Below are 19103 nucleotides of genomic sequence, written 5' to 3' on the forward strand. Positions count from 1 at the left end.
CCATAGGAAACTTTTGAATATACTAAAATTGCTAGTTTAAAATTTATTTACACATGAAATAACGATGTCTAGCTTTTTTGAATGTATTTTAACCTGGGGGTAACAGTTCAAATGGTCAAGAAAAGCAGAGGCGTTGCGCCAAGTGAAGAGGCGAAGCAAGAGGCTGAGTCGGCCGTTTCTGTTGTTGCGCGCCAGGTGAAGTTCAATGTTGCTGAATATCCAGTTTCTATGTATGTCGAAAGATTCAAGAATGATGTTGATGATCGTTATTTTGTCCCGTCCTATCAGCGAAATCTTGCATGGAATGACGAGCAGAAATCACAATTCATTGAGTCTTTAATAATAGGGTTGCCCATCCCCTTTATGTTCTTCTATCAAACTGGAGATGGGAGAATGGAAATTGTTGATGGGTCTCAACGTATGAGAGCTATGAGGGCCTTCTTAAAGGAAGGTCTTCGTTTGCGCGACTTGGTTTTGGTCCCGGAACTAAATGGTTTCTCCGTTAAGGATCTTCACGGCGACAGAGTAAATAAATTAGAAGATATAACAATACGTACGATTATTCTGGATACAGATACAGATCCTTCGACCCGGGCAGAAATGTTTGCTCGAATCAATCGAATGGGCACGACTGCGAATGAAGCAGAAATTCGTCGAGGGTCGTTGCCTGGAGCGGTCACTGATTTGATTGCCAAGTTGGCTGAGGACCACAGATTTATGGCAATGACTCCGCTAACGGCCAAAGCCGTTAGCTCTCGTGAGCGTGAAGAATTGGTCACGCGTTTCTTTGCCTATCTAAATCGAAATGATACCCCAGAGGGGCGCTTTCCTGGTTATCGCGATCGTCCCAAGAAATTTATATATGACTATTTGAAGGACGCGAATTTAGCTGCGATAGATCATCCGGATCTTATTCAGGATATGAGTGATGAGTTTTTTCGGATGCTGGCGTTTGTTCAAAACACATTTGAACTCGGTTTTAGAAAGAATGGGACAGCTAACACAGTTCCACGTGTCAGATTTGAAGCTATCTCTGTTGGGTCTGCGCTTGCGTTGAGAGCCAATCCTGAGTTGAAGGTCGATTCGAAAGTTGTATCGGAATGGATGCAGAATGGTGAATTTGACAGTGTGGTAGTCTCTGATGGCGCTAACGTGCGTTCTAAGTTAGAGGGAAGAATAGACATTATATATCGTATGCTGGGCGAAGTATGACTACGTTACGCGCTATTCTGTCAGAGCGGAAAGAGGAATTCTTAGTTCACTTGACGCTAGCTCATGCTTTAGATCGCCGCTTGTTTGTAGGGGATCCGGTGTCGATCGGTGAAACGGCATTGACGGTGCGCCATTTGTTGACAATTAAATCTGGGCTTATCGTTCATCTGTACAATATTGTCGAGTCTGTGATGACTCGCACTATTGAAGCTGTTGGGGCGGCAGTTAAAATCACTCCTCCTTCTGAATGGACGAATGATACTCTAAAAGAGTGGCTGCGTTTTTATGCTGCTAGTGGCGCAGAAGGGAGTGAAGACTCGCGTCTAGAAGTAGTTCATAAAGCAGCGCTAAAGCTTTTGACTAAAGAGCCTATACAAAGCTTGACGTTTAAAAAGCCATCGGGAACATGGTCGGATAAGATAATATACACTTTTTCACAGCGGCTTAAAGTTGATTTCAGATTGACTCCTGCTTTGGCAATAAAGATGGCTAAGACTTCAAAGTATGGGGACAAAACTCCTCTGGAGTTTCTGGCGGATAGGCGGAATATTATCGCTCATGGAAGACGCTCATTTGAGGACGGTGCAAGGGATTTAACTTTGCAGGATCTTCAAGATCTCGCTGATATAACTATTGAATATATGGAGCACGCCGTGGATGCGTTTCAGGGCTTTGTAGATAATAAGCATTATGTGGCGGCAGTAGTTTGATGCGAAAAGGTAACAAGATTGTTGCGGTCGATCTTTTCTGTGGTGCCGGAGGTCTTACCTACGGACTAGAGACTGCTGGTATTTCGGTAGCCCTCGGGGTGGACATTGATCCTAACTGCGCTCATGCAATTGAGGCGAACTCTAAAGCTAAGTTTTTACAAGCTGATGTAGCATCGTTGGACGTTGACAAAGTCCAAAAGGCTTTGGAGGGTGGGGATTTTACGCTTCTCGCCGGTTGTGCGCCGTGCCAACCCTTCTCAACTTACTCGCGTGCGGCAAAGCAAAGGCATGGTGAAAATGCAGGTGATGGTAGAAGTGAAGACTGGCGTCTAGCTGAGCACTTCGGCAATATTGTTCGCAAGGTTCAACCCGATATTGTAACCATGGAAAATGTCCCGCCATTAGCGCAACAGGAAGTATTTAAAATATTTTTAGAAACGCTAGAAGGTTATTGGGTCGATTGGAAAGTTATAGAATGCAATTCAATCGGACTTCCTCAAACTAGAAAACGTCTAGTGCTTGTAGCGTCTAGATTAGGACCGATTAAAATTCCTGATTTTGATCTGCCGCGAAAAACGGTACAGGCGACTATTGGAGGCCTCCCAGAAATAAATGCGGGTGGGCAAGACCCAAATGATCGGCTTCATAAGGCGAGCCGTCTAAGCAGCACTAATTTAGAGCGCATTCGCGCTTCTGTACCTGGGGGAACCTGGAGGGACTGGCCTGAGCGTCTTCTCTCGTCGTGTCATACGAAGGAAACAGGTGCGACATACCCGTCGGTCTATGGACGAATGGAGTGGAATTCCCCTGCGCCAACGATAACAACACAGTGCTTTGGGTATGGAAATGGGCGATTCGGCCACCCAGAGCAGGATCGGGCAATTAGCCTGCGTGAGGCCGCTATGCTTCAAGGATTTCCTCGCGATTATTCATTCCTTCCTGAAGGTGAGTCTGTGAGTTTTGCCAAGGTTGGCAGGTTGATTGGGAACGCGGTGCCGGTAACACTAGGATCAGTGATAGGGAAATTCATAAAGCAACATGTCGAAGAATATCGGAGTTCGAGTATTGGCGAGGCGAGTGAGTCTTTAGGGCAAAATTAGGGCAAATCCAGGGCCGCCATAGACCGCAGGGCGCCATGAGCAAAGGACGAAAGCACATTGTTTTCTGGCCCTAAGCGGTATGAACGGACGCAAGAAGGGGTTCGAATCCCTATCTCTCCGCCATTACATAGAAAAAGCCCCGTAGCTGAATAAGCTACGGGGCTTTTTCGTTTCTGAGATTTGGTGGCAGAGCTACTCGTTCCGAGCAGCAAGCAGGGCCGTCGTGGTTGTTTCCAGCAGGCACAACCAACCGTATTCCGTCTTCAAGCATGCCTTACTGGCTTGATCAGGCTTTCTGCTGGAATTCCAAACATCTCATGCAGCTTCCAAATCATCGGCAAGGTCAGCGCTCGTTTTCCATTCAGCACTTCATAAACACGATTCTGACGGCCAATGGCGGGAATAAGATCAGCCGCTGACAGGCCGGACTGTTCCATTCTGAAGCGAATGGCATCGATTGGGTTGGGCAGGTCTACGGGAAAATGTTTGGCTTCATAGGCCTCGATCAGCGTGATCATTACGTCAAAGTAATCACCTTCCGGGGTGCCGGGTTCTGGTTCGTTGTCGAACAGCGCGGAGACAGACTTGAGTGCGTCCTTGTAATCCTGTTCGGTGTGGATAGGTCGGATGTTCATGGGTTACTCCGTTTCGACGGTATCGGCGTCAATTGCGTCGTACTGCTTATGTGTACCGACAAACTTGATGTAGACAGCGCCATAGCGATAGGCCACGGCGACCACGAGCCTGTAGTCGTTACCTTTGATGTTGAAGACGACCCTTCGACTTTTGAGAATGCTAGCGCTGCGAAAGTGTTCCTTGATGTCAGCCGGGTTTGACCTGTCGGCGTTTTTTACCTCGTCTATCCAGGCCAGGAACGGTTGCTCCGAATCCGGGTATTTGTGCCAAAAGGTTTTGAGTTGACTGAGTGCGACTATTCTCATGGGAAAACCCTAGTCCCGCCTTGGGACTTTTGCAAGTGGGCACATGGGAGCAAGCAGTTTTTCAGACGGGTGTCATGGGCTCTCAAGGCATTTCTCCACATAAGGCATTCCCCTTGTAACCGTGCATGATCGGTCCTAGGAACATGAAAGGACCACAGGCGTATAAGGGCGAGGGAGCGGGATGTGAGCGGCACACGGGGAGCTTCAGGGGGATTGGAATTACAGCCCAAAGCGTCACGCCGCACCATGCTCGTTCAGGCGGGTTCTGTTGGGGGAGGGGGCGTACGTTTTTCTGTTCTGGAAGTGAAAGTTGTGCGCCGATGCAGCCGTATAGGCAAGAAATCAGTGCCAGAGTAATGACGGCTTTTTCCATGTCAGACCTGCTGGTGGGGTAATCCTTTGATGTTCCCAGTATTGTCGTTGGTGGGCGTCTTGCTCGTCGATACTGCAAATAACTCACTGATATTTATAACTTCTCATTTCCCGCGAGTGCGCCCCTCAAGTCTTTATCCTCGCGGCCGAAACGCTCTGATACGACATCGTGTCCCAATAAGAGAGCGCTCCTAAATGTCCCTTCGCAGCCTGTCCATCGCCCGCCGTGCGGGTCTGGGTTTTGCCCTGATTGCTTTGCTCGTGGCCCTGCTGGGTTTTTTTGCGCTCTCGAACATGGCAAACATCCGCGCCAGCGCGGTGCAGGTGGAAAGCGGGTTGGTACCGAAGATGCGGCTGGTGGCGGACATTCGCGAAATCATGCTGCGCATTCGTACGATCTCTTTGCGCATGGCCCTGGACCCGAACCCGGCGAGCATCCCGCAATACCGTAGCCAGATGGACACCCGCAGCCAGGACCTGAACAAACGGCTGGCCGACCTCGATGCGGTGATCGACACCCCCGAAGTACGCACGCTCTACGACCAATTCCAGGTCTCGCTGCGTCAATACCAGCAAGGGCTGGCGCAGTCGTTCATCCTCGCCGACAAGCAGCAGGGCGCCGAGCTCAACAAACTGTTGCTGGTGGATATGAAAACGGTGGTCGATGGCTCCGGGGCCCAACTCAATGCCCTGGCCGACTACTACAACGCCCAGATCAACCAGCAAGGCCAGGCGGCCGAATCGCAGTACGGCCGTTCGCGCACCATGGTGTTCGGCTTTGTGATCGTGGCCGGTTTGAGCACCGTGCTGCTGGCCTGGTTGCTTACGCGCAGCATTGTCGGCCCGCTCAGCCATGCAGTACGGGCTGCCGAGAACGTTGCCCAAGGTGACCTGACCCAAACGGTGGACGTGACCGGCGACGACGAAGTGACTCGCCTGCTCGTTGCACTCAAGACCATGCAGGCCAACCTGCGCGGCACCCTGCAACTGATTCGCCAGTCGGCGGGGCAGATGGCGTCATCAGCCACCGACCTCAACGGCATCACCGACCAGAGCAGCCGCAGCCTGCAAAAGCAGACCGCTGAAATCGAGCAGGCCGCCACCGCCGTCAACGAGATGACCTCGGCGGCGGATGAGGTGGCACGCAATGCGGTGTCTACCTCCGAATCCACTCGCCTTTCCAATGAAACCGCACGCGAAGGCCAGCACCGCGTGGGCGAAACCGTCAGCGCCATTCAAGCCCTGAGCACCAACATCGGCGAAACCTCGGCCCTGGTGCAGAACCTCGCCGAGCAATCGCGGGATATCGGCAAGGTGCTCGACGTAATTCGCTCCATCGCCGAGCAGACCAACCTGCTGGCACTCAACGCCGCGATCGAGGCGGCGCGGGCCGGGGAATCAGGGCGCGGCTTTGCGGTGGTGGCTGACGAAGTCCGTGCGCTGGCCCACCGTACCCAGCAATCGACCCTGGAAATCGACCAGATGGTGACCGCGATGCGCACGGGATCCACCGAGGCGTTGAGCTCGATGCAGTCGAGTACCCAGCGTGCCACCGACACCCTGGCCTTGGCTGAGGGGGCGGGCGGCGCGTTAAGCCAGATCACCGACTCCATCGATCAGATCCACCAGCGCAACCTGGTGATTGCCAGCGCCGCCGAAGAGCAGGCCCAGGTGGCCAAGGAAGTCGATCGCAATATCGTCAATATTCGCGACCTGTCCGCACAATCCTCTTCCGGCGCCGGCCAGATCAATGGATCAAGCCGAGAGCTGGCGCAGTTGGCCGTTTCCCTGAACGAAGCGGTCGCAAGGTTTCAGCTGTAGTCAAATGCGTAGGCTAGTTCAGTGTCGACTCGTCCACGATCTCGATATTGACGGCCTGCCAGTCGCCGCCCGGGCCCCTGACCAATTCGTAGGTGACCGTCTGCCCCTCGCGCAGCCGCCCGCCGCCCTGGGCGGTGGTGGCACTGCGAAAGAAAATGTCCTGCTCATCGTAGGCGGCATTCTTGCTGCTGATGGAGATTGCAGTCTGTGGAGTTTTTCTGGGCATGGCCGTTCTCCTTTCCAGTGCAATAGGTGGCCCGTCGGGGCAGGTACGTCAGCGGGCGACAAGCGGGTCAGGACACGATTTGGACTTTATCGGCCTGCATGCCTTTCTGGCCCTGTACGGCTTCGAAGGTGACTTTCTGACCCTCCTTCAGTGATTTGAACCCGTTGCCCTCGATTGCCCTGAAGTGCACGAACAAGTCAGGGCCGCTCTCCGGTGTGATGAATCCGTAGCCCTTTTCATCGTTGAACCACTTCACTGTGCCGTTTTGTCTGTCGCTCATTCTTCGTGTCCTCGAACCGGTGTATCCCGCTGCTGATTCGTCGCGGTACCCATAAGCAAAGTCCCGAAGCCGCTGCTCGTCAACGCGCCACGAGACCAGCGGTACTGTTATTTCTGACAGGTTCGCCGCCTGCGCCGTTGGGCGATACTACGCCGTTTTTACCATGGGTTTTCGTGCTGCGCGGGCATCCGATTTCCGCCGCGTTCGGGCACCAGGCAGTTGCCTCGTCTGGTTGACACGATTGATCAACCCCAGGCTGGTGATGATCCCTGTCAGCAGGTTGTTGAAGTTAATTAGCGCGCGCCCGGCCCCCGGACGATAATGCCGATCATCCCGACTCAACTGGCCACCCTCTGTGATCATCAATTTCGACCTCAACGACCTCCAGGCCTTTCGTGCCGTGGTAGACAAGGGCAGTTTTCGTGGCGCCGCCGAGGCTATCCGGATCTCGCAGCCGGCCCTCAGCCGGCGCATCGAAAAGCTCGAATCGGCGCTCGACGTTAAGCTGTTCGAGCGCACCACCCGACGTGTCAGCCTGACCATGGTCGGTCGCGCGTTCCTGCCCCAGGTGGAGCGCATGCTCGATGACCTCGACATCGCCCTGATGGGGATCAGCAACGTCGCGTCCACGCGCATGGGCAACGTCACCATCGCCTGCGTGCCGTCCACCGCGTATTACTTCATGCCCCACGTGATCTCCGAGTTCCACAACCTCTACCCGAAGATCCGCCTGCGGGTCCTGGATGCCAGTGCCGGCGAGGTGTGCAATGCGGTAGAGAGTGGCGAGGCGGATTTCGGCGTGAGTTTCAGCGGCAGCCTGGCCGACGAGGTGGAGTTCGAATTGCTGTTGCAGGAGCGCTATGTGCTGGCCTGTCGCCGTGACCACCCGCTGGCCGGGCGCGACAGCGTGAGCTGGGCCGAGGCCTATGAGCACGACTACATCGAGGTGGATAAAACCTCCGGCAACCGCTTCCTGCTGGACCAGGCCTTGCGCGGGGTGCGGGTGAAAAAGCCGAGTATCTGCGAGACGCACCACGTGACCACCATGATCGGGCTGGTGGAGGCGGGGTTGGGAGTGGCGATGGTGCCGTCGATTGCGATGCCGGCTTCGGAGCACCCCATTTTGGTGAGTGTGCCCCTGGTGGAACCGAAGGTGATGCGTAACGTGGGCTTGATCAAACGCCGCGGGCGGACCTTGCCGCCGGCGGCGCTGGAATTGGAACGGTTGGTGCGCGAGATGCCGTTTCGGTCAGCGTGACACCGAGTCCAGGCCGGTGGATTGCACCACCGGCTGGGCCTCGGGCGAGGCCAGGAACTGCAACAGCGCCTTGGCCTGCGCAGGGTGTTCGGCGTTGACCGGAATGCCCGCCGCAAAGCGCGTCACCGATTGTACGTCTTCCGGGATCTTGCCGACGTAAGTCACACCCGGCACCGGCAACAGCTCCGCCACCTGTTGCAAGCCCACTTCGTAATCGCCCTTGGCGACCTGTTCGGCCACCGGGAGGCGTTCGATCATGGTGCCTTTGGCGGGCATGCCGAGCTTCTTGAACAGCTCTTTCTCAACATACACACCGCTGGCGCTGTCCGAATACGCCACGGACTTGGCCTTGCTCAATACGGCCTTGAGTTCGGCATCGGTGCCGATCACAGGTTTGGCCGCGCCTTCCTTCACCACCAGGCCGATACGTGAGTCGGCCAGTTCCACGCGCGACGCCGGGTCAACCTTGCCTTGTTTGATCAGATCGTCCAGGGCATAGCCGACCATGATCACCACGTCGGCATGTTCGCCACGGGCCAGGCGGTTGGGAATCGCTTCCGGTGCCTTGCCCATGGACGGGCCGAGTATCGTGTCGAGGGTGTCGCCGCTGTGCTGGGCGTATTGCGGGCCCAGCAGTTTATAGGCGGCGGTGAAGCCACCGGAGGTCATCACCTTGAGTTCCTCGGCCTGGGCCGTCAGCGCCAGGGCGCCGAGGGCCAGGGCCGTCAGGGTCTTGAACAGAGACGTCATCACGCCGCCCCCTGCATCACCTGCCCACGCGCATTGGCACGACGGTACAGCGCCAGGGTCGAGCACAGTGCGCAAACGGCCGCAAACATCATCCAGTAGGCCGGCGAAGCCTTGTCTTCGGTGATATGGATGAACCAGGTGGAGATCGCCGGGGTAAACCCACCGAAGATCGCGGTCGCCAGGCTATAGGCCAGGGAGAAGCCCGCCACGCGCACTTCCACCGGCATGATTTCCGTGAGGGCGGGGATCATCGCACCGTTGTACATGCCGTACAGGAACGAGAACCACAGCAGGGTTTCCAGCATATGGGCGAAGCTCGGTGCGTTCACCACGTAGGACAGCGCCGGATAAGCCGTGAGCACCGTCAGCGCGGTCATGGCGATCAGCACCGGCTTGCGGCCGAAGCGGTCGCTCAAGGTGCCGCCGATCGGCAGCCAGACAAAGTTCGATATCGCCACCAGCAAGGTCACCAGCAGCGCGTCGGAGGTGCTCAGTTGCAGCACGGTCTTGCCGAAGGTCGGCGCGTACACGGTGATCAGGTAGAACGCGGTGGTAGTCATGGCCACCATCAGCATGCCGCCGATGACCACGGTCCAGTTTTTCACCAGTGTGGCCAGCACTTCGCGCATGGTCGGGCGATGCTTGCGGTTGGCGAACTCTTCGGTTTCCTGCAGGTTACGGCGCAGCACAAAGATGAACGGGATGATCACGCAACCGATGGCGAACGGAATGCGCCAGCCCCAATCTGCAACCACGGCCGGTTCCATCCACACGTTCAAGCCATAGCCCAGGGCGGCAGCCACCACGATGGAGATCTGTTGGCTGCCCGATTGCCAGCTGGTGTAGAAACCCTTGCGGCCTGGCGTGGCCATTTCAGACAGGTACACCGACACACCGCCCAGCTCCGCACCGGCCGAAAAGCCTTGCAGCAAGCGGCCCACCAGCACCAGCAGCGGTGCCCACAGGCCAATGGTGTGATAACCCGGCACCAGCACGATCAACAGCGTGCCGCTGGCCATGATCGACAGGGTCACGATCAGCCCTTTGCGGCGACCGACGTCATCGATGTAGGCACCCAGGATGATTGCGCCCAGTGGGCGCATCAGGAAGCCCGCGCCGAACACGGCGAAGGTCATCATTAATGACGCAAACTCATTAGCGGCGGGGAAGAACGCGGCAGCGATATAGGTGGCGTAGAAACCAAACAGAAAGAAGTCGAACTGTTCGAGGAAGTTGCCCGAAGTAACGCGGAATACCGCGCCTACTTTCGAACGGGTAGAGTCGGGCCGGGAAGGGCTAGTCATGGTTTTGTGTCTCCAGCGTTCTTTTTAAAGTGCTTGTTTCGCTTAAGACTGAGGATAGTGGCTGACACATTTAGAAATGATAAGTGAAAGATTTGGATTTATTGATGCGCGCAGATTATCAATGCCCGTGCCCGCCAAAAATCCTGCCTTGTTCTATGCTGGAAGGTGTGACCAATTCTTACGGATGGGAGGGAGGTGGCGATGGGCAACGAACAGAAGCGCCGGGATGAGCCGGAGCGTGAACAACCCCAGCAACGGCGTGAAGAAGAAAAACCCCAGACCTGGAAACATCCGGATGACGGAACGGAGCTGTCCGAGCGGGATCAGGAGTTTCCGCTCAAGCCCTGAGCAAGGGGCCGGTATCAGCAGATTGGCGCATAGACGCCGTGCGCCGCGCTTTCTACACTGCGACCTGTCTTGGGGAAAGGGCAGGCGCCGATGAATCGCAATGAATTACGCAAGGCCGACATCAACCTGATGGTGGTCTTCGAAGCACTGATGCTTGAGCGCAATGTGACGCGGGTGGCCGAGAAACTGTTTCTCGGCCAGCCAACCATCAGTTCGGCCCTCAACCGTCTGCGTACCTTGTTCAACGACCCGCTGTTCATTCGCGTCGGCCATCGCATGGAACCCACTGCGCGCGCCGAGGAAATCATCCAGCACCTCTCGCCCGCCCTGGACTCACTGTCGTCGGCCTTGAGCCTGACCCACGATTTCGACCCATCCATCAGCACCATGACCTTTCGCATCGGCCTGTCCGATGACGTCGAGTTCGGCCTGTTGCCGCCGCTGCTGCGCGCCTTGCGCCAGGAGGCGCCGCAGGTGGTGTTCGTGGTGCAGCACGTGGACTATTGGCGGATTCCCGATCTGCTGGCGTCCGGCGATATTACCGTCGGCATCACCCAGACCCGTGGCCTTCCGGCGAATGCCAAGCGCAAGCTGCTGCGTCATATCCGTCCGCGACTGCTGCGCGCCGATGCCTCGGACACTCCGCTGACCCTCGATGAATATTGCTCGCGCCCCCATGTGCTGGTGTCCCACACCGCCAACGTGTCCGGGTTTGCCGATGAGTGGCTGGCGGAAATCGGCCGCAAGCGCCATGTGGTGTTGTCGGTGCCGCAATACAGCGCATTGCCCGCGCTGCTGGCCGGGACGGACCTGATCGCCAGTCTCCCGGACTACACCGCCGAGGCCATGGCGGTGTCGGGCAACCTGTTCTGTGAGCCGTTTCCGTTCGAGACGCCGACCCTGGATTTGTCCATGGTCTGGCTCAGTCATGTGGACACCGACCCGGCTGAACGCTGGGTGCGTTCGCGGCTGGAAGCGTTCATGAGTGATCGGGGCCTGGCGAACAAGGCCTGACGCGTTTATCCGTGGTATATCTACGAATCTTCTTACGAATGACTCGGAGTCATCCATGCCACACCTGCACTTGGAATACACCGCCAACCTGACAAACCTGGCCGTCGAGAAAACCCTGTTGCGGCTCAACAATGTGCTGATGGCGTCCGGGCAGTTCGGTTCCGAGTTCGATATCAAAAGCCGCGCCGTGAAGCTCGAGAGTTTTCAGGTGGGCACCTCCCTCAACCCACGCGGTTTCATCGCGGTGAAGCTGTCACTGCTCAGCGGGCGGTCGCCGCAGGTCAAGCAGCAATTGTCGCAAAGCCTGCTGGCAGCATTGCAGGATCTGGGCGACTGGCCGGCGGATATACAGGTTCAGCTCAGCGTCCTGCTGGTCGACATGGATCGCGATTCCTACAGCAAAGTCGCCATCGGCTAACCCGCAATCCATCGTGGCGAGGGAGCAAACGCCCTCGCCACAGACGTTAGAGTAATCCCTGATCCGCACACACCTTCACCACCTGCTCACGAAACCAGGTATTGGCACTGTCCTGTTCACTGCTTTCATTCCACTGCATATCCAGGGTGAACCCCGGCAACCCGTTGGGGGCCTCGCAGTGGCCGAACACCGTCGCGGGCGCCAGCAGTTTTTGCACGCGACGCGGCAGGGTGACGATGAAGTCGGTGCCGGTGATCATCTTCAGCGCCGCGCTGTAGCTGTTGGCCCGGGCGATCACCTGACGCTTGTGGGCCTGGCGCGCCAGCCAGCCGTCGATCATGTTGGTGTCGGAGGTCCAGGGCGTGGGGAACACGTGGCGCCGCTCGACGAACGATTGCAGGCTGAACGCCGCCTCGCGCGGTGCCGCGCGTTTATCGAAGACGCACACCAGGTCGTCTTCCAGCAGCATCTGGGTCTTGAAGTCTTTATGGGCGCGGTGAAAGTGCGGGCCGAAGCAGATCACCAGGTCCAGGCGGCCCTCGCGCAGGTCGTCGGCGGGGATGTCGGCTTCCAGTTTCTGCACATTGACGATCACCGGCAGGTCGGCACGGTCGAAATGCTTCAACAGGCGCGGCAGGATCAGTTGTTCGAAGTACTCCGGCGCGCAGACATTGAAGGTCACGGCCTTCTGGGTCGGATCGAAGGCCTGGCCACCGGCGTGGCACAGGTTGATGCTTTCGAGGATCTTTTGCACATGGGCGTACATGGTGGTGGCCTTGTACGTAGGCCGCATGCCCGCCCGCGTGTTGATAAACAGCTCGTCTTCAAAACTGGTCCGCAGTTTCTTCAGGCTGTAGCTCACGGTGGACTGGCTGACGAACAGCGTTTCTGACACGTCGGTAACGCTGCTCTGGTCATAGACGGCGATAAACACCATCAAGTCCTGCATATCGAGTTTTCTGAGCAAGTTACTGTTTAACATCGGTTTCGTCCGTAAACCCCATGTACCGAAGTCAGTACAAGACAGCGCGAAAGCTTAACGGAACGGCCGTGCCAATAGAAAGCTCTGTAGGGCGTTTCTATGTTTGGTGTGGGACAAATACTGTTTGCAACACGACGTCAGCGAATATGTTCTGGGTAATGCTTTGGGTTGAAGCGCGTGACGATCAGCAGCATCACCACGATCACCGCCGTCAGCGACCACCAGGCCCATTCGAAGCTGCCCAGCTGGTCGCGGATCATCCCGGCGATCAGCGGCGACAGGCCGGCAATCAGGTAGCCGATGCCCTGCACGAATGCGGTAAGGCCCCCCGCGCGACGCGGGTTGTCGAGGTGGTCGAGGGACAGGATCAGGCTCATCGGGAACAACCCGCCGATACCCAGGCCGAGCAGGCATGGCCACAGCAAGCTGAGGTGTTGCGGGCTGAGGATCAAGCCGCAGAACCCGAGGATGATCAGCACCAGCAACACCGCCACCACCCCGCGTTTATCCCGGCGGCGGTTGGCGATGGCCGGCGTGACCAGGCCGGACACCACCTCCATCGCGGTCAGAAAACCCAGCAACAAACCGGCATTCTGTTCGCTCCAGCCTTGCTCCACGTAGTACGGCGCCAGCCACGCCAGTACGCAGGTGTAGGACGCTGTACCGAGGCCGAAAAAGATCGCCAGCAACCAGGCGCGGCCGTTGCCGAAAAACGCTTCCTGAGGGCCGGCGGCGGCGTGGGGCAGCGGTGGCAATACCGAGCGCTGGGCGTACCAGAACACCAGGGCCAGCAGCGCCAGGAACGCCCAGATCGCCAGCCCGATGCGCCAGCTGCCGGTCTGCACCTGCACGAAGGGGGAGAACGCTGCCGCCAGCGCCGCGCCGCCCATGATGGCGGTGACGTAGAGGCCCATGAACAACGAAACGTTGTCGCTGAACCGCGACTTGATCAGGGCCGGCATCAGGGCCTGGATCATGGCGATACCCACACCGGCGGCAATCGCGCTGACGATCAATTCCATGGGCGAATCCAGGAACAATCGCGACAACGTCGCCGCGCCAATCACCAGCAGTGACAGCACAATGCTGCGGTGCTCGCCAAAACGCTTGGCCAGGCCCATGCCAAAGAACATTGCCAGGCCCATGGCCATGACCGGCAACATGGTCAGCAACGCCGCGCTGCTGAAACTCAACGGCACCTCGCCGCGAATCGACGACAACAACGGCCCCACGGCGGCCATCGACGGCCGCAGGTTAAGAGCGACCAGAACGACACTGATCATCAGCCATACGGCGGTGGTGGGTTTTGCCTGAACGTTTTCCATGGGCCTGCCTTGAATGAACAAGGGCGAATCAGGCCACGCCTGGGGGAGGGGGGCAAATGAGAAAGTCGCAGGGGCTATCTAAAAATTGCAGTTAACTGAAACACCGCAAATCAAAATGTGAGAGGGGGCTTGCTCCCGATAGCGGTGTGTCAGTCAAAGATGCTCCAACTGAATCAGCGCTATCGGGAGCAAGCCCCCTCCCACATTGGTCCACATTCCACAGGGAGGCTGCACCGTCAGATAGACCGGATCACATGCTTGATCTCCTGAAACGCCGCCAGCCCCCACGGGCCCAGCTCACGGCCGAGACTGCTCTGCTTGTAACCACCCCATGCGGTCTGCGGGAAGATCACCTGCGGTGCGTTGATCCACACCAACCCGGCCTGCAAGGCATTCGCCACGCGCTCGGTGGTCTCGACGCTGCGGCTGATCACGCTGGCCACCAGGCCGAACTCGCTGTCGTTGGCCAGGGCAATGGCCTCTTGCTCAGTGGCAAAAGGTCGTACACATAGCACCGGGCCGAAGATTTCTTCGTTCCACAATGCACTGTCCAATGGCACGTCGGTAAACACCGTCGGGCGAATGAAGTAGCCCTTCGCCAGATTCGCCGGGCGTTCACCGCCACACAACAATCGCGCGCCAGCCTCGACGCCCCGTTGGATATGCCCCAGCACCCGCTGATACTGCACGCGGTTGATCAACGCGCCCATTTCCACGTCGTCGGCAAATGGGTCGGCGACGCGAATCCCTTCAGCCCGTGCCTGCAAGCGCTGCAGGAATTCATCCGCCAGGTTGTCGGCCACCAGCACGCGGCTGGTGGCGGAACACATTTGCCCGGCGTTGAAAAAACCACCGCCACACGCCAGCTCCACCGCCAGGTCGAGGTCGGCATCCGCCAGTATCAGCAGCGAAGATTTACCACCCAATTCCAGGCTTACGCCCTTGATGGTTTCCGCTGCGCGTTGCATCACCTGTACGCCCACGGCGTTGCTGCCGGTGAAGGAAATCTTCGCCACGCGACGGTCTGCCGCCAGCGGTGCGCCAACGGCCAAGCCGGTGCCGCACACCAAGTTGAACACCCCCGCCGGGCAGCCCGCGTCAGCGATGATTTGCGCCAACTGCAACTCCGCCAGCGGCGTGACTTCCGACGGTTTGAGCACCACGCAGCAACCGGCAGCGAGGGCCGGGGCGAGTTTCCATGCGGTGGTGACCATCGGGAAATTCCACGGCACGATCAGCCCCACCACGCCGCACGGCTCACGGCGCAGGCGCGCGCTGAAGTCATCGCTGGGCAGCGCCACCGGGAGGTCCTGGCCGGCGTCCATGGCGTCGGCGATGCCGGCGTAGTATTCGAACGTGGCGATCACGTCGTCCACATCGATGCCGGCTTCAAACAGTGGCTTGCCGTTGTTGCTCGACTGCACGTGCATCAGTTGTTCGCGCTGCGCGCTGACGCCTTGGGCAATTTTGCGCAGCAGGCTGGCGCGATCACGGCCGGTACTTTTAGACCAATCGACAAAGGCCGCGCTGGCCGCATCGACGGCTTGGGTCACGGCCTGCGCATCGCCGACGCTGATGCGCGCCAGCGTCGCCTCGGTGGCCGGGTTGATCACCTCCAGCACTTCATGGCCTGCACGCCATGTGCCGTCGATATACACACCGTTCAATACTGCGCTCATACCGCTACCTCCTGCATCCATAGGTTCTGGTCGATCTCAATCAGCGTCGGCCCCTGGCGATCAGCGGCGGCGCGCAAGGCGCTGCGTAGCTGTGCAACGCTGTGAGCACTGTCAGCAGCACTGCCGAGGGCCTTGGCCACGCCGATAAAGTCCGGGGTGTAGATGTCCACGCCGACCGGTTCGATGGAGCGGTTGAGCATGTATTTCTTGATCTCTTCATACCCCTGGTTATTCCACAGCAGCACGATGATCGGCGTGCGCGCTTCCACTGCGCTGGCCAGTTCCGGCAGGGTGAATTGCAGCCCGCCGTCGCCGATCAAACACACCACCGGCTGCCCATCGCCACGGCCCAACCAGGCGCCGATGGCGGCGGGCAGGGCGTAGCCCAAGGTGCCGTAGCCGGTGGAGGAATTGAACCAGCGGCGCGGGTGGTCGAGGTTCAGGGTCAGGTTGCCGCTGTACACCGGTTGGGTCGAATCGCCCACCAGCACGGTGCCCGGCAGAGCCTCCAGCACCGTATTGAGGAACAGGGTTTGCGCGCGGGTGGCGGCGTCCCAGGTGGGGGCCAGTTCGGCCCACAACCGGGCGACGCGCTGAGCGCCCCAGTCGGTGCGGCGAGGGCCAAGCGGCGTGCGGTTCAATTCCGTCAGCAAGGCATCGGCGGCGATCTGCGCATCGGCCACCAGTGCGAGGTGCGGCGGGTAGTTGCGCACGGTCTGGTCGGGGTCGATATCGATGCGCAGCAGCGCGCCGGGTATCTCGAAGCCACCGGCGAAGGTCACGTCGTAGTCGGTCTCGGCCAACTCGGTGCCGATGGCCAGCACCACATCAGCCTCGGCGACCAGCGCGCGGGTAGCGACCAGGGACTGGGTCGAGCCGATCAGCAGCGGATGATTGGAAGGCAGCATGCCCTTGGCGTTGATAGTCAGGGCCACCGGCGCGTCGAGGGTTTCGGCCAGGCGGGTCAATTCGGCGGCCGCCTCAATCGCGCCGCCACCGGCCAGGATCAGCGGGCGTTTGGCGGCGGCGAGCAACTGGTTCATCTGCTTGACCGCCGACGGTGCCGCACCGGCACGGGCGACGCTGACCGGTTGACTGCCGAGCAGTGCATCGGCGTTTTCCACCAGCACATCCAACGGAATCTCGATATGCACCGGCCGCGGCCTGCCGGCCTGGAACAACGCAAACGCCCGCGCCAGCACGGCAGGCAACTCCGCTGCCGACATCAATGTATGGGAGAACGCCGCCACGCCGGCGATCATCGCGCCCTGGTTCGGCAGCTCATGCAGCTTGCCGCGCCCACCGCCCAATTGGCTGCGCGATTGCACGCTGGAAATCACCAGCATCGGGATCGAGTCGGCATAGGCCTGGCCCATGGCCGTGGTGATATTGGTCATGCCCGGGCCGGTGATGATGAAACACACGCCCGGCTTGCCACTCGTGCGCGCGTAGCCGTCGGCCATAAAGCCGGCGCCCTGTTCGTGGCGCGGGGTGACGTGGCGGATGCTCGAGCGGGCCAGGCCGCGATACAGCTCCACGGTGTGCACGCCGGGGATACCAAACACCTGGTCCACGCCGTAGCTTTCCAGGAGGTTGACCAATACTTCGCCGCAGGTCGCCATAGGTGTCGCTCTTGTTATGGAATCGTGGCGGTATTGGACCGGTTGGCCTGTAGCGGCAACAATCGATAAAAAGTCATACTAGCCATGTCCTCACGTCATGGCTGCGCCCTTATGAAACGCCTTCCGCCACTGCCCGCGTTGCATACCTTCTGGGTCACGGCCCAGTGCTGCAACTTTACCCGCGCCGCCGAGCAACTGCACATCACCCAAGGCGCGGTGAGCCGGCAGATCGCCGGGCTGGAGAGCCATTTGGGCTACACCTTGTTCCAGCGCCAGGCACGGGGGTTGAGCCTGACCGAAGAAGGTCGCGAGTGGTCGCAACGGGTGCAGCAGGTGTTCGGTCTGCTCGGTGACGCGGTGGAGCAGATCGGCAATCGTCGCCATACCCTGCAAATCAAGGCGTCCACCTGTGTGATGCGCTGGTTGTTACCGCGCTTGATGCAGTGGCAAAAGGAACGCCCGGATGTGCCGGTGGAACTCACCACCACCGTGGCCTACAGCGTGGATTTTCGTCGCGAGCAATTCGACGCGGCGGTGATCTATGCGCCCATCGCCGAGCAGTCGGCCGAGGCGCGGCACTTGTTCGACGAACAACTCACCCCGGTCTGCGCCCCCGCGCTGCTCGCCGGTTTGCACACCCCGGCGGACCTGCAGCAACAGGTGCTGCTGCACCCCACGCGGGACGAGCGCGATTGGGCGCGGTGGCTCAAGGCGGCGGATACGCGGTTGAGCAACTTGAGCCAGGGGCATCATTTCGAGACGTTGGATTTGGCAATGAACGTGGCCTCCCAGGGCTCCGGGGTGGCGATGGGCGACAGTGCGTTGATGGGCGAGGACCTGAAGGCGGGGCGGTTGGTGATGCCGTTTGAACTGCGGGTGCCGACGGGGAAGGGGTATTACCTGGTGTATCCGCCGGGAACGGTGCCGTCGGCAGGGCTTGAAGCGCTGATGGATTGGCTAGTGAGCCAGGCGCAACAGTCGTAGGCGCTGAAGATCCAAATGTGGGAGGGGGCTTGCTCCCGATAGCGGTGTGTCAGTCAAAGAGGCTCCAACTGAACCACCGCTATCGGGAGCAAGCCCCCTCCCACATTTCTTGACCGCGTTGGGTCAGTAGCCGACGGTGAAGCGCTGGCGCGAGTGCTTCGGTGCTTCCACTTCGTCGATCATGGCGATGGCGTAGTCGGCAAAGCTGATCGAGCTGGTACCGTCACTGCTCACCAGCAAGTCATCCTGGCCCAGGCGGAATTTACCGGTGCGCTCGGTGCCATCGAACAAGGCCGACGGCGACAGGAACGTCCAATCCACGTCCTTTTCCTGGCGCAGCACATCGAGAAACGCAGCCCCTGCACTGGCTTCGGTTTTGTATTCCGCCGGGAAGCCCTCGCTGTCGATCACACGTCCGCCACCCGGCAGCAGCAACGAACCGGCGCCGCCCACCACCAGCAGGCGGTTCACCCCGGCTTGTTTCACCGGGCCGATCACGGCGCTGGCGGGCAGGGTGGCGAAATGTGCCGCACTGATCACCACATCGCTGCCGCTGATGGCTTGTTCCAGGGCATTGGCATCCAGTGCATCAACCTGCTTGACGGTGACGCCGGGGCGTACAGCCAGCTTGTCGGTGTTACGCGCGATAGCCACCACGCTATGCCCGCGACGCAGTGCTTCTTCCAGCAATTGGCTGCCGGCACGGCCGGTGGCCCCAATGATTGCGATCTTGCTCATGACGTTCTCCAGTACGGTT

Annotated in this window: 20 protein-coding genes and 1 pseudogene; 10 read left to right on the forward strand and 11 right to left on the reverse strand. The window is 58.8% G+C overall.

Annotated elements, in window-relative coordinates; genetic code table 11:
• Positions 1 to 81: 81 nt before the first annotated feature.
• The 3 genes from ACHPFG_RS08515 to ACHPFG_RS08525 are packed head-to-tail and all read left to right on the forward strand — an operon-like array spanning position 82 to position 3022.
• Positions 82 to 1212: a DUF262 domain-containing protein gene (locus ACHPFG_RS08515; protein ID WP_431702096.1), complete on the forward strand. Its 1131-nt coding sequence runs from the start codon at positions 82 to 84 to the stop codon at positions 1210 to 1212.
• Positions 1209 to 1922, forward strand: a complete 714-nt coding sequence (locus tag ACHPFG_RS08520; protein WP_431702097.1) for an MAE_28990/MAE_18760 family HEPN-like nuclease — start codon at positions 1209 to 1211, stop codon at positions 1920 to 1922. The genes ACHPFG_RS08515 and ACHPFG_RS08520 overlap by 4 nt, the downstream gene beginning before the upstream one ends.
• Positions 1922 to 3022 carry a DNA cytosine methyltransferase gene (locus ACHPFG_RS08525; RefSeq protein ID WP_431702098.1) on the forward strand — a complete coding sequence of 367 codons (1101 nt, stop codon included), beginning with the start codon at positions 1922 to 1924 and terminating at the stop codon, positions 3020 to 3022. The genes ACHPFG_RS08520 and ACHPFG_RS08525 overlap by 1 nt, the downstream gene beginning before the upstream one ends.
• Before the next feature lie 263 nt (positions 3023 to 3285).
• On the opposite strand, the gene ACHPFG_RS08530 is transcribed toward ACHPFG_RS08525, so the two are convergent.
• Entirely contained in the window at positions 3286 to 3657 is a 372-nt protein-coding gene (locus ACHPFG_RS08530) for a helix-turn-helix domain-containing protein (protein ID WP_090407934.1), read from the reverse strand.
• 3 nt (positions 3658 to 3660) lie between these two features.
• Positions 3661 to 3963 carry a type II toxin-antitoxin system HigB family toxin gene (locus tag ACHPFG_RS08535; protein ID WP_431702099.1) on the reverse strand — a complete coding sequence of 101 codons (303 nt, stop codon included), beginning with the start codon at positions 3961 to 3963 and terminating at the stop codon, positions 3661 to 3663.
• A 567-nt stretch (positions 3964 to 4530) separates the two neighbouring features.
• Between ACHPFG_RS08535 and ACHPFG_RS08540 the strand changes: the two are divergent.
• Both ACHPFG_RS08540 and ACHPFG_RS08545 read left to right on the forward strand, forming a co-directional pair.
• Positions 4531 to 5298, forward strand: a pseudogene (locus ACHPFG_RS08540) (MCP four helix bundle domain-containing protein); the annotation flags it as partial.
• Between the two features lie 48 nt (positions 5299 to 5346).
• Positions 5347 to 6156, forward strand: a complete 810-nt coding sequence (locus tag ACHPFG_RS08545; RefSeq protein WP_431703453.1) for a methyl-accepting chemotaxis protein — start codon at positions 5347 to 5349, stop codon at positions 6154 to 6156.
• Positions 6157 to 6169: 13 nt separating this feature from the next.
• Here ACHPFG_RS08545 and ACHPFG_RS08550 read toward each other — a convergent pair whose 3' ends face one another.
• The gene (locus ACHPFG_RS08550) at positions 6170 to 6382 is read right to left on the reverse strand and encodes a cold-shock protein (protein WP_431702100.1); all 213 of its coding nucleotides are present in this window, start codon (positions 6380 to 6382) and stop codon (positions 6170 to 6172) included.
• Positions 6383 to 6449: 67 nt separating this feature from the next.
• A complete protein-coding gene (locus tag ACHPFG_RS08555; protein WP_431702101.1) occupies positions 6450 to 6662 on the reverse strand; it encodes a cold-shock protein in 213 nt (70 codons plus the stop codon).
• A 355-nt stretch (positions 6663 to 7017) separates the two neighbouring features.
• On the opposite strand from ACHPFG_RS08555, the gene ACHPFG_RS08560 reads away from it, so the two are divergent.
• Complete coding sequence (locus ACHPFG_RS08560; RefSeq protein ID WP_431702102.1) at positions 7018 to 7920, forward strand: LysR family transcriptional regulator; 903 nt, start codon at positions 7018 to 7020, stop codon at positions 7918 to 7920.
• On the opposite strand, the gene ACHPFG_RS08565 is transcribed toward ACHPFG_RS08560, so the two are convergent.
• Positions 7912 to 8670 (reverse strand): substrate-binding domain-containing protein, encoded by a 759-nt coding sequence (locus ACHPFG_RS08565; RefSeq protein ID WP_431702103.1) that lies wholly within the window; start codon positions 8668 to 8670, stop codon positions 7912 to 7914. The two genes, ACHPFG_RS08560 and ACHPFG_RS08565, sit on opposite strands and share 9 nt — an antisense overlap.
• The gene (locus ACHPFG_RS08570) at positions 8670 to 9974 is read right to left on the reverse strand and encodes an MFS transporter (RefSeq protein WP_431702104.1); all 1305 of its coding nucleotides are present in this window, start codon (positions 9972 to 9974) and stop codon (positions 8670 to 8672) included. Before ACHPFG_RS08570 ends, ACHPFG_RS08565 begins: the two co-directional genes overlap by 1 nt.
• A 201-nt stretch (positions 9975 to 10175) precedes the next feature.
• Between ACHPFG_RS08570 and ACHPFG_RS08575 the strand changes: the two genes are divergently transcribed.
• The 3 genes from ACHPFG_RS08575 to ACHPFG_RS08585 all read left to right on the forward strand — a co-directional run bounded on the left by ACHPFG_RS08575 (position 10176) and on the right by ACHPFG_RS08585 (position 11754).
• Positions 10176 to 10322 carry a hypothetical protein gene (locus ACHPFG_RS08575; protein ID WP_431702105.1) on the forward strand — a complete coding sequence of 49 codons (147 nt, stop codon included), beginning with the start codon at positions 10176 to 10178 and terminating at the stop codon, positions 10320 to 10322.
• Between the two features lie 90 nt (positions 10323 to 10412).
• Positions 10413 to 11336 (forward strand): LysR substrate-binding domain-containing protein, encoded by a 924-nt coding sequence (locus tag ACHPFG_RS08580; protein ID WP_131698896.1) that lies wholly within the window; start codon positions 10413 to 10415, stop codon positions 11334 to 11336.
• A gap of 55 nt (positions 11337 to 11391) precedes the next feature.
• Positions 11392 to 11754, forward strand: a complete 363-nt coding sequence (locus ACHPFG_RS08585) for a 5-carboxymethyl-2-hydroxymuconate Delta-isomerase (RefSeq protein WP_431702106.1) — start codon at positions 11392 to 11394, stop codon at positions 11752 to 11754.
• 46 nt (positions 11755 to 11800) lie between these two features.
• Here ACHPFG_RS08585 and ACHPFG_RS08590 read toward each other — a convergent pair whose 3' ends face one another.
• From ACHPFG_RS08590 to ACHPFG_RS08605, 4 genes are all read right to left on the reverse strand, one after another.
• Positions 11801 to 12736, reverse strand: a complete 936-nt coding sequence (locus ACHPFG_RS08590) for a LysR family transcriptional regulator (RefSeq protein WP_431702107.1) — start codon at positions 12734 to 12736, stop codon at positions 11801 to 11803.
• A gap of 137 nt (positions 12737 to 12873) precedes the next feature.
• On the reverse strand, positions 12874 to 14061 hold the full coding sequence (locus tag ACHPFG_RS08595; protein ID WP_431702109.1) for a cyanate transporter: 1188 nt from the start codon (positions 14059 to 14061) through the stop codon (positions 12874 to 12876).
• Between the two features lie 236 nt (positions 14062 to 14297).
• Entirely contained in the window at positions 14298 to 15740 is a 1443-nt protein-coding gene (locus ACHPFG_RS08600; protein ID WP_431702110.1) for an aldehyde dehydrogenase family protein, read from the reverse strand.
• On the reverse strand, positions 15737 to 17362 hold the full coding sequence (locus ACHPFG_RS08605; protein ID WP_431702111.1) for a 5-guanidino-2-oxopentanoate decarboxylase: 1626 nt from the start codon (positions 17360 to 17362) through the stop codon (positions 15737 to 15739). The genes ACHPFG_RS08600 and ACHPFG_RS08605 overlap by 4 nt, the downstream gene beginning before the upstream one ends.
• A gap of 111 nt (positions 17363 to 17473) precedes the next feature.
• Between ACHPFG_RS08605 and ACHPFG_RS08610 the strand changes: the two genes are divergently transcribed.
• On the forward strand, positions 17474 to 18346 hold the full coding sequence (locus ACHPFG_RS08610) for a LysR substrate-binding domain-containing protein (RefSeq protein ID WP_431702112.1): 873 nt from the start codon (positions 17474 to 17476) through the stop codon (positions 18344 to 18346).
• A gap of 123 nt (positions 18347 to 18469) precedes the next feature.
• Here ACHPFG_RS08610 and ACHPFG_RS08615 read toward each other — a convergent pair whose 3' ends face one another.
• Positions 18470 to 19084 carry an NAD(P)-dependent oxidoreductase gene (locus ACHPFG_RS08615; protein ID WP_431702113.1) on the reverse strand — a complete coding sequence of 205 codons (615 nt, stop codon included), beginning with the start codon at positions 19082 to 19084 and terminating at the stop codon, positions 18470 to 18472.
• Positions 19085 to 19103 lie beyond the last annotated feature (19 nt).

Origin of the sequence: Pseudomonas sp. BR20, assembly GCF_050780135.1 — a bacterium.
Taxonomy (GTDB): Bacteria; Pseudomonadota; Gammaproteobacteria; order Pseudomonadales; family Pseudomonadaceae; genus Aquipseudomonas.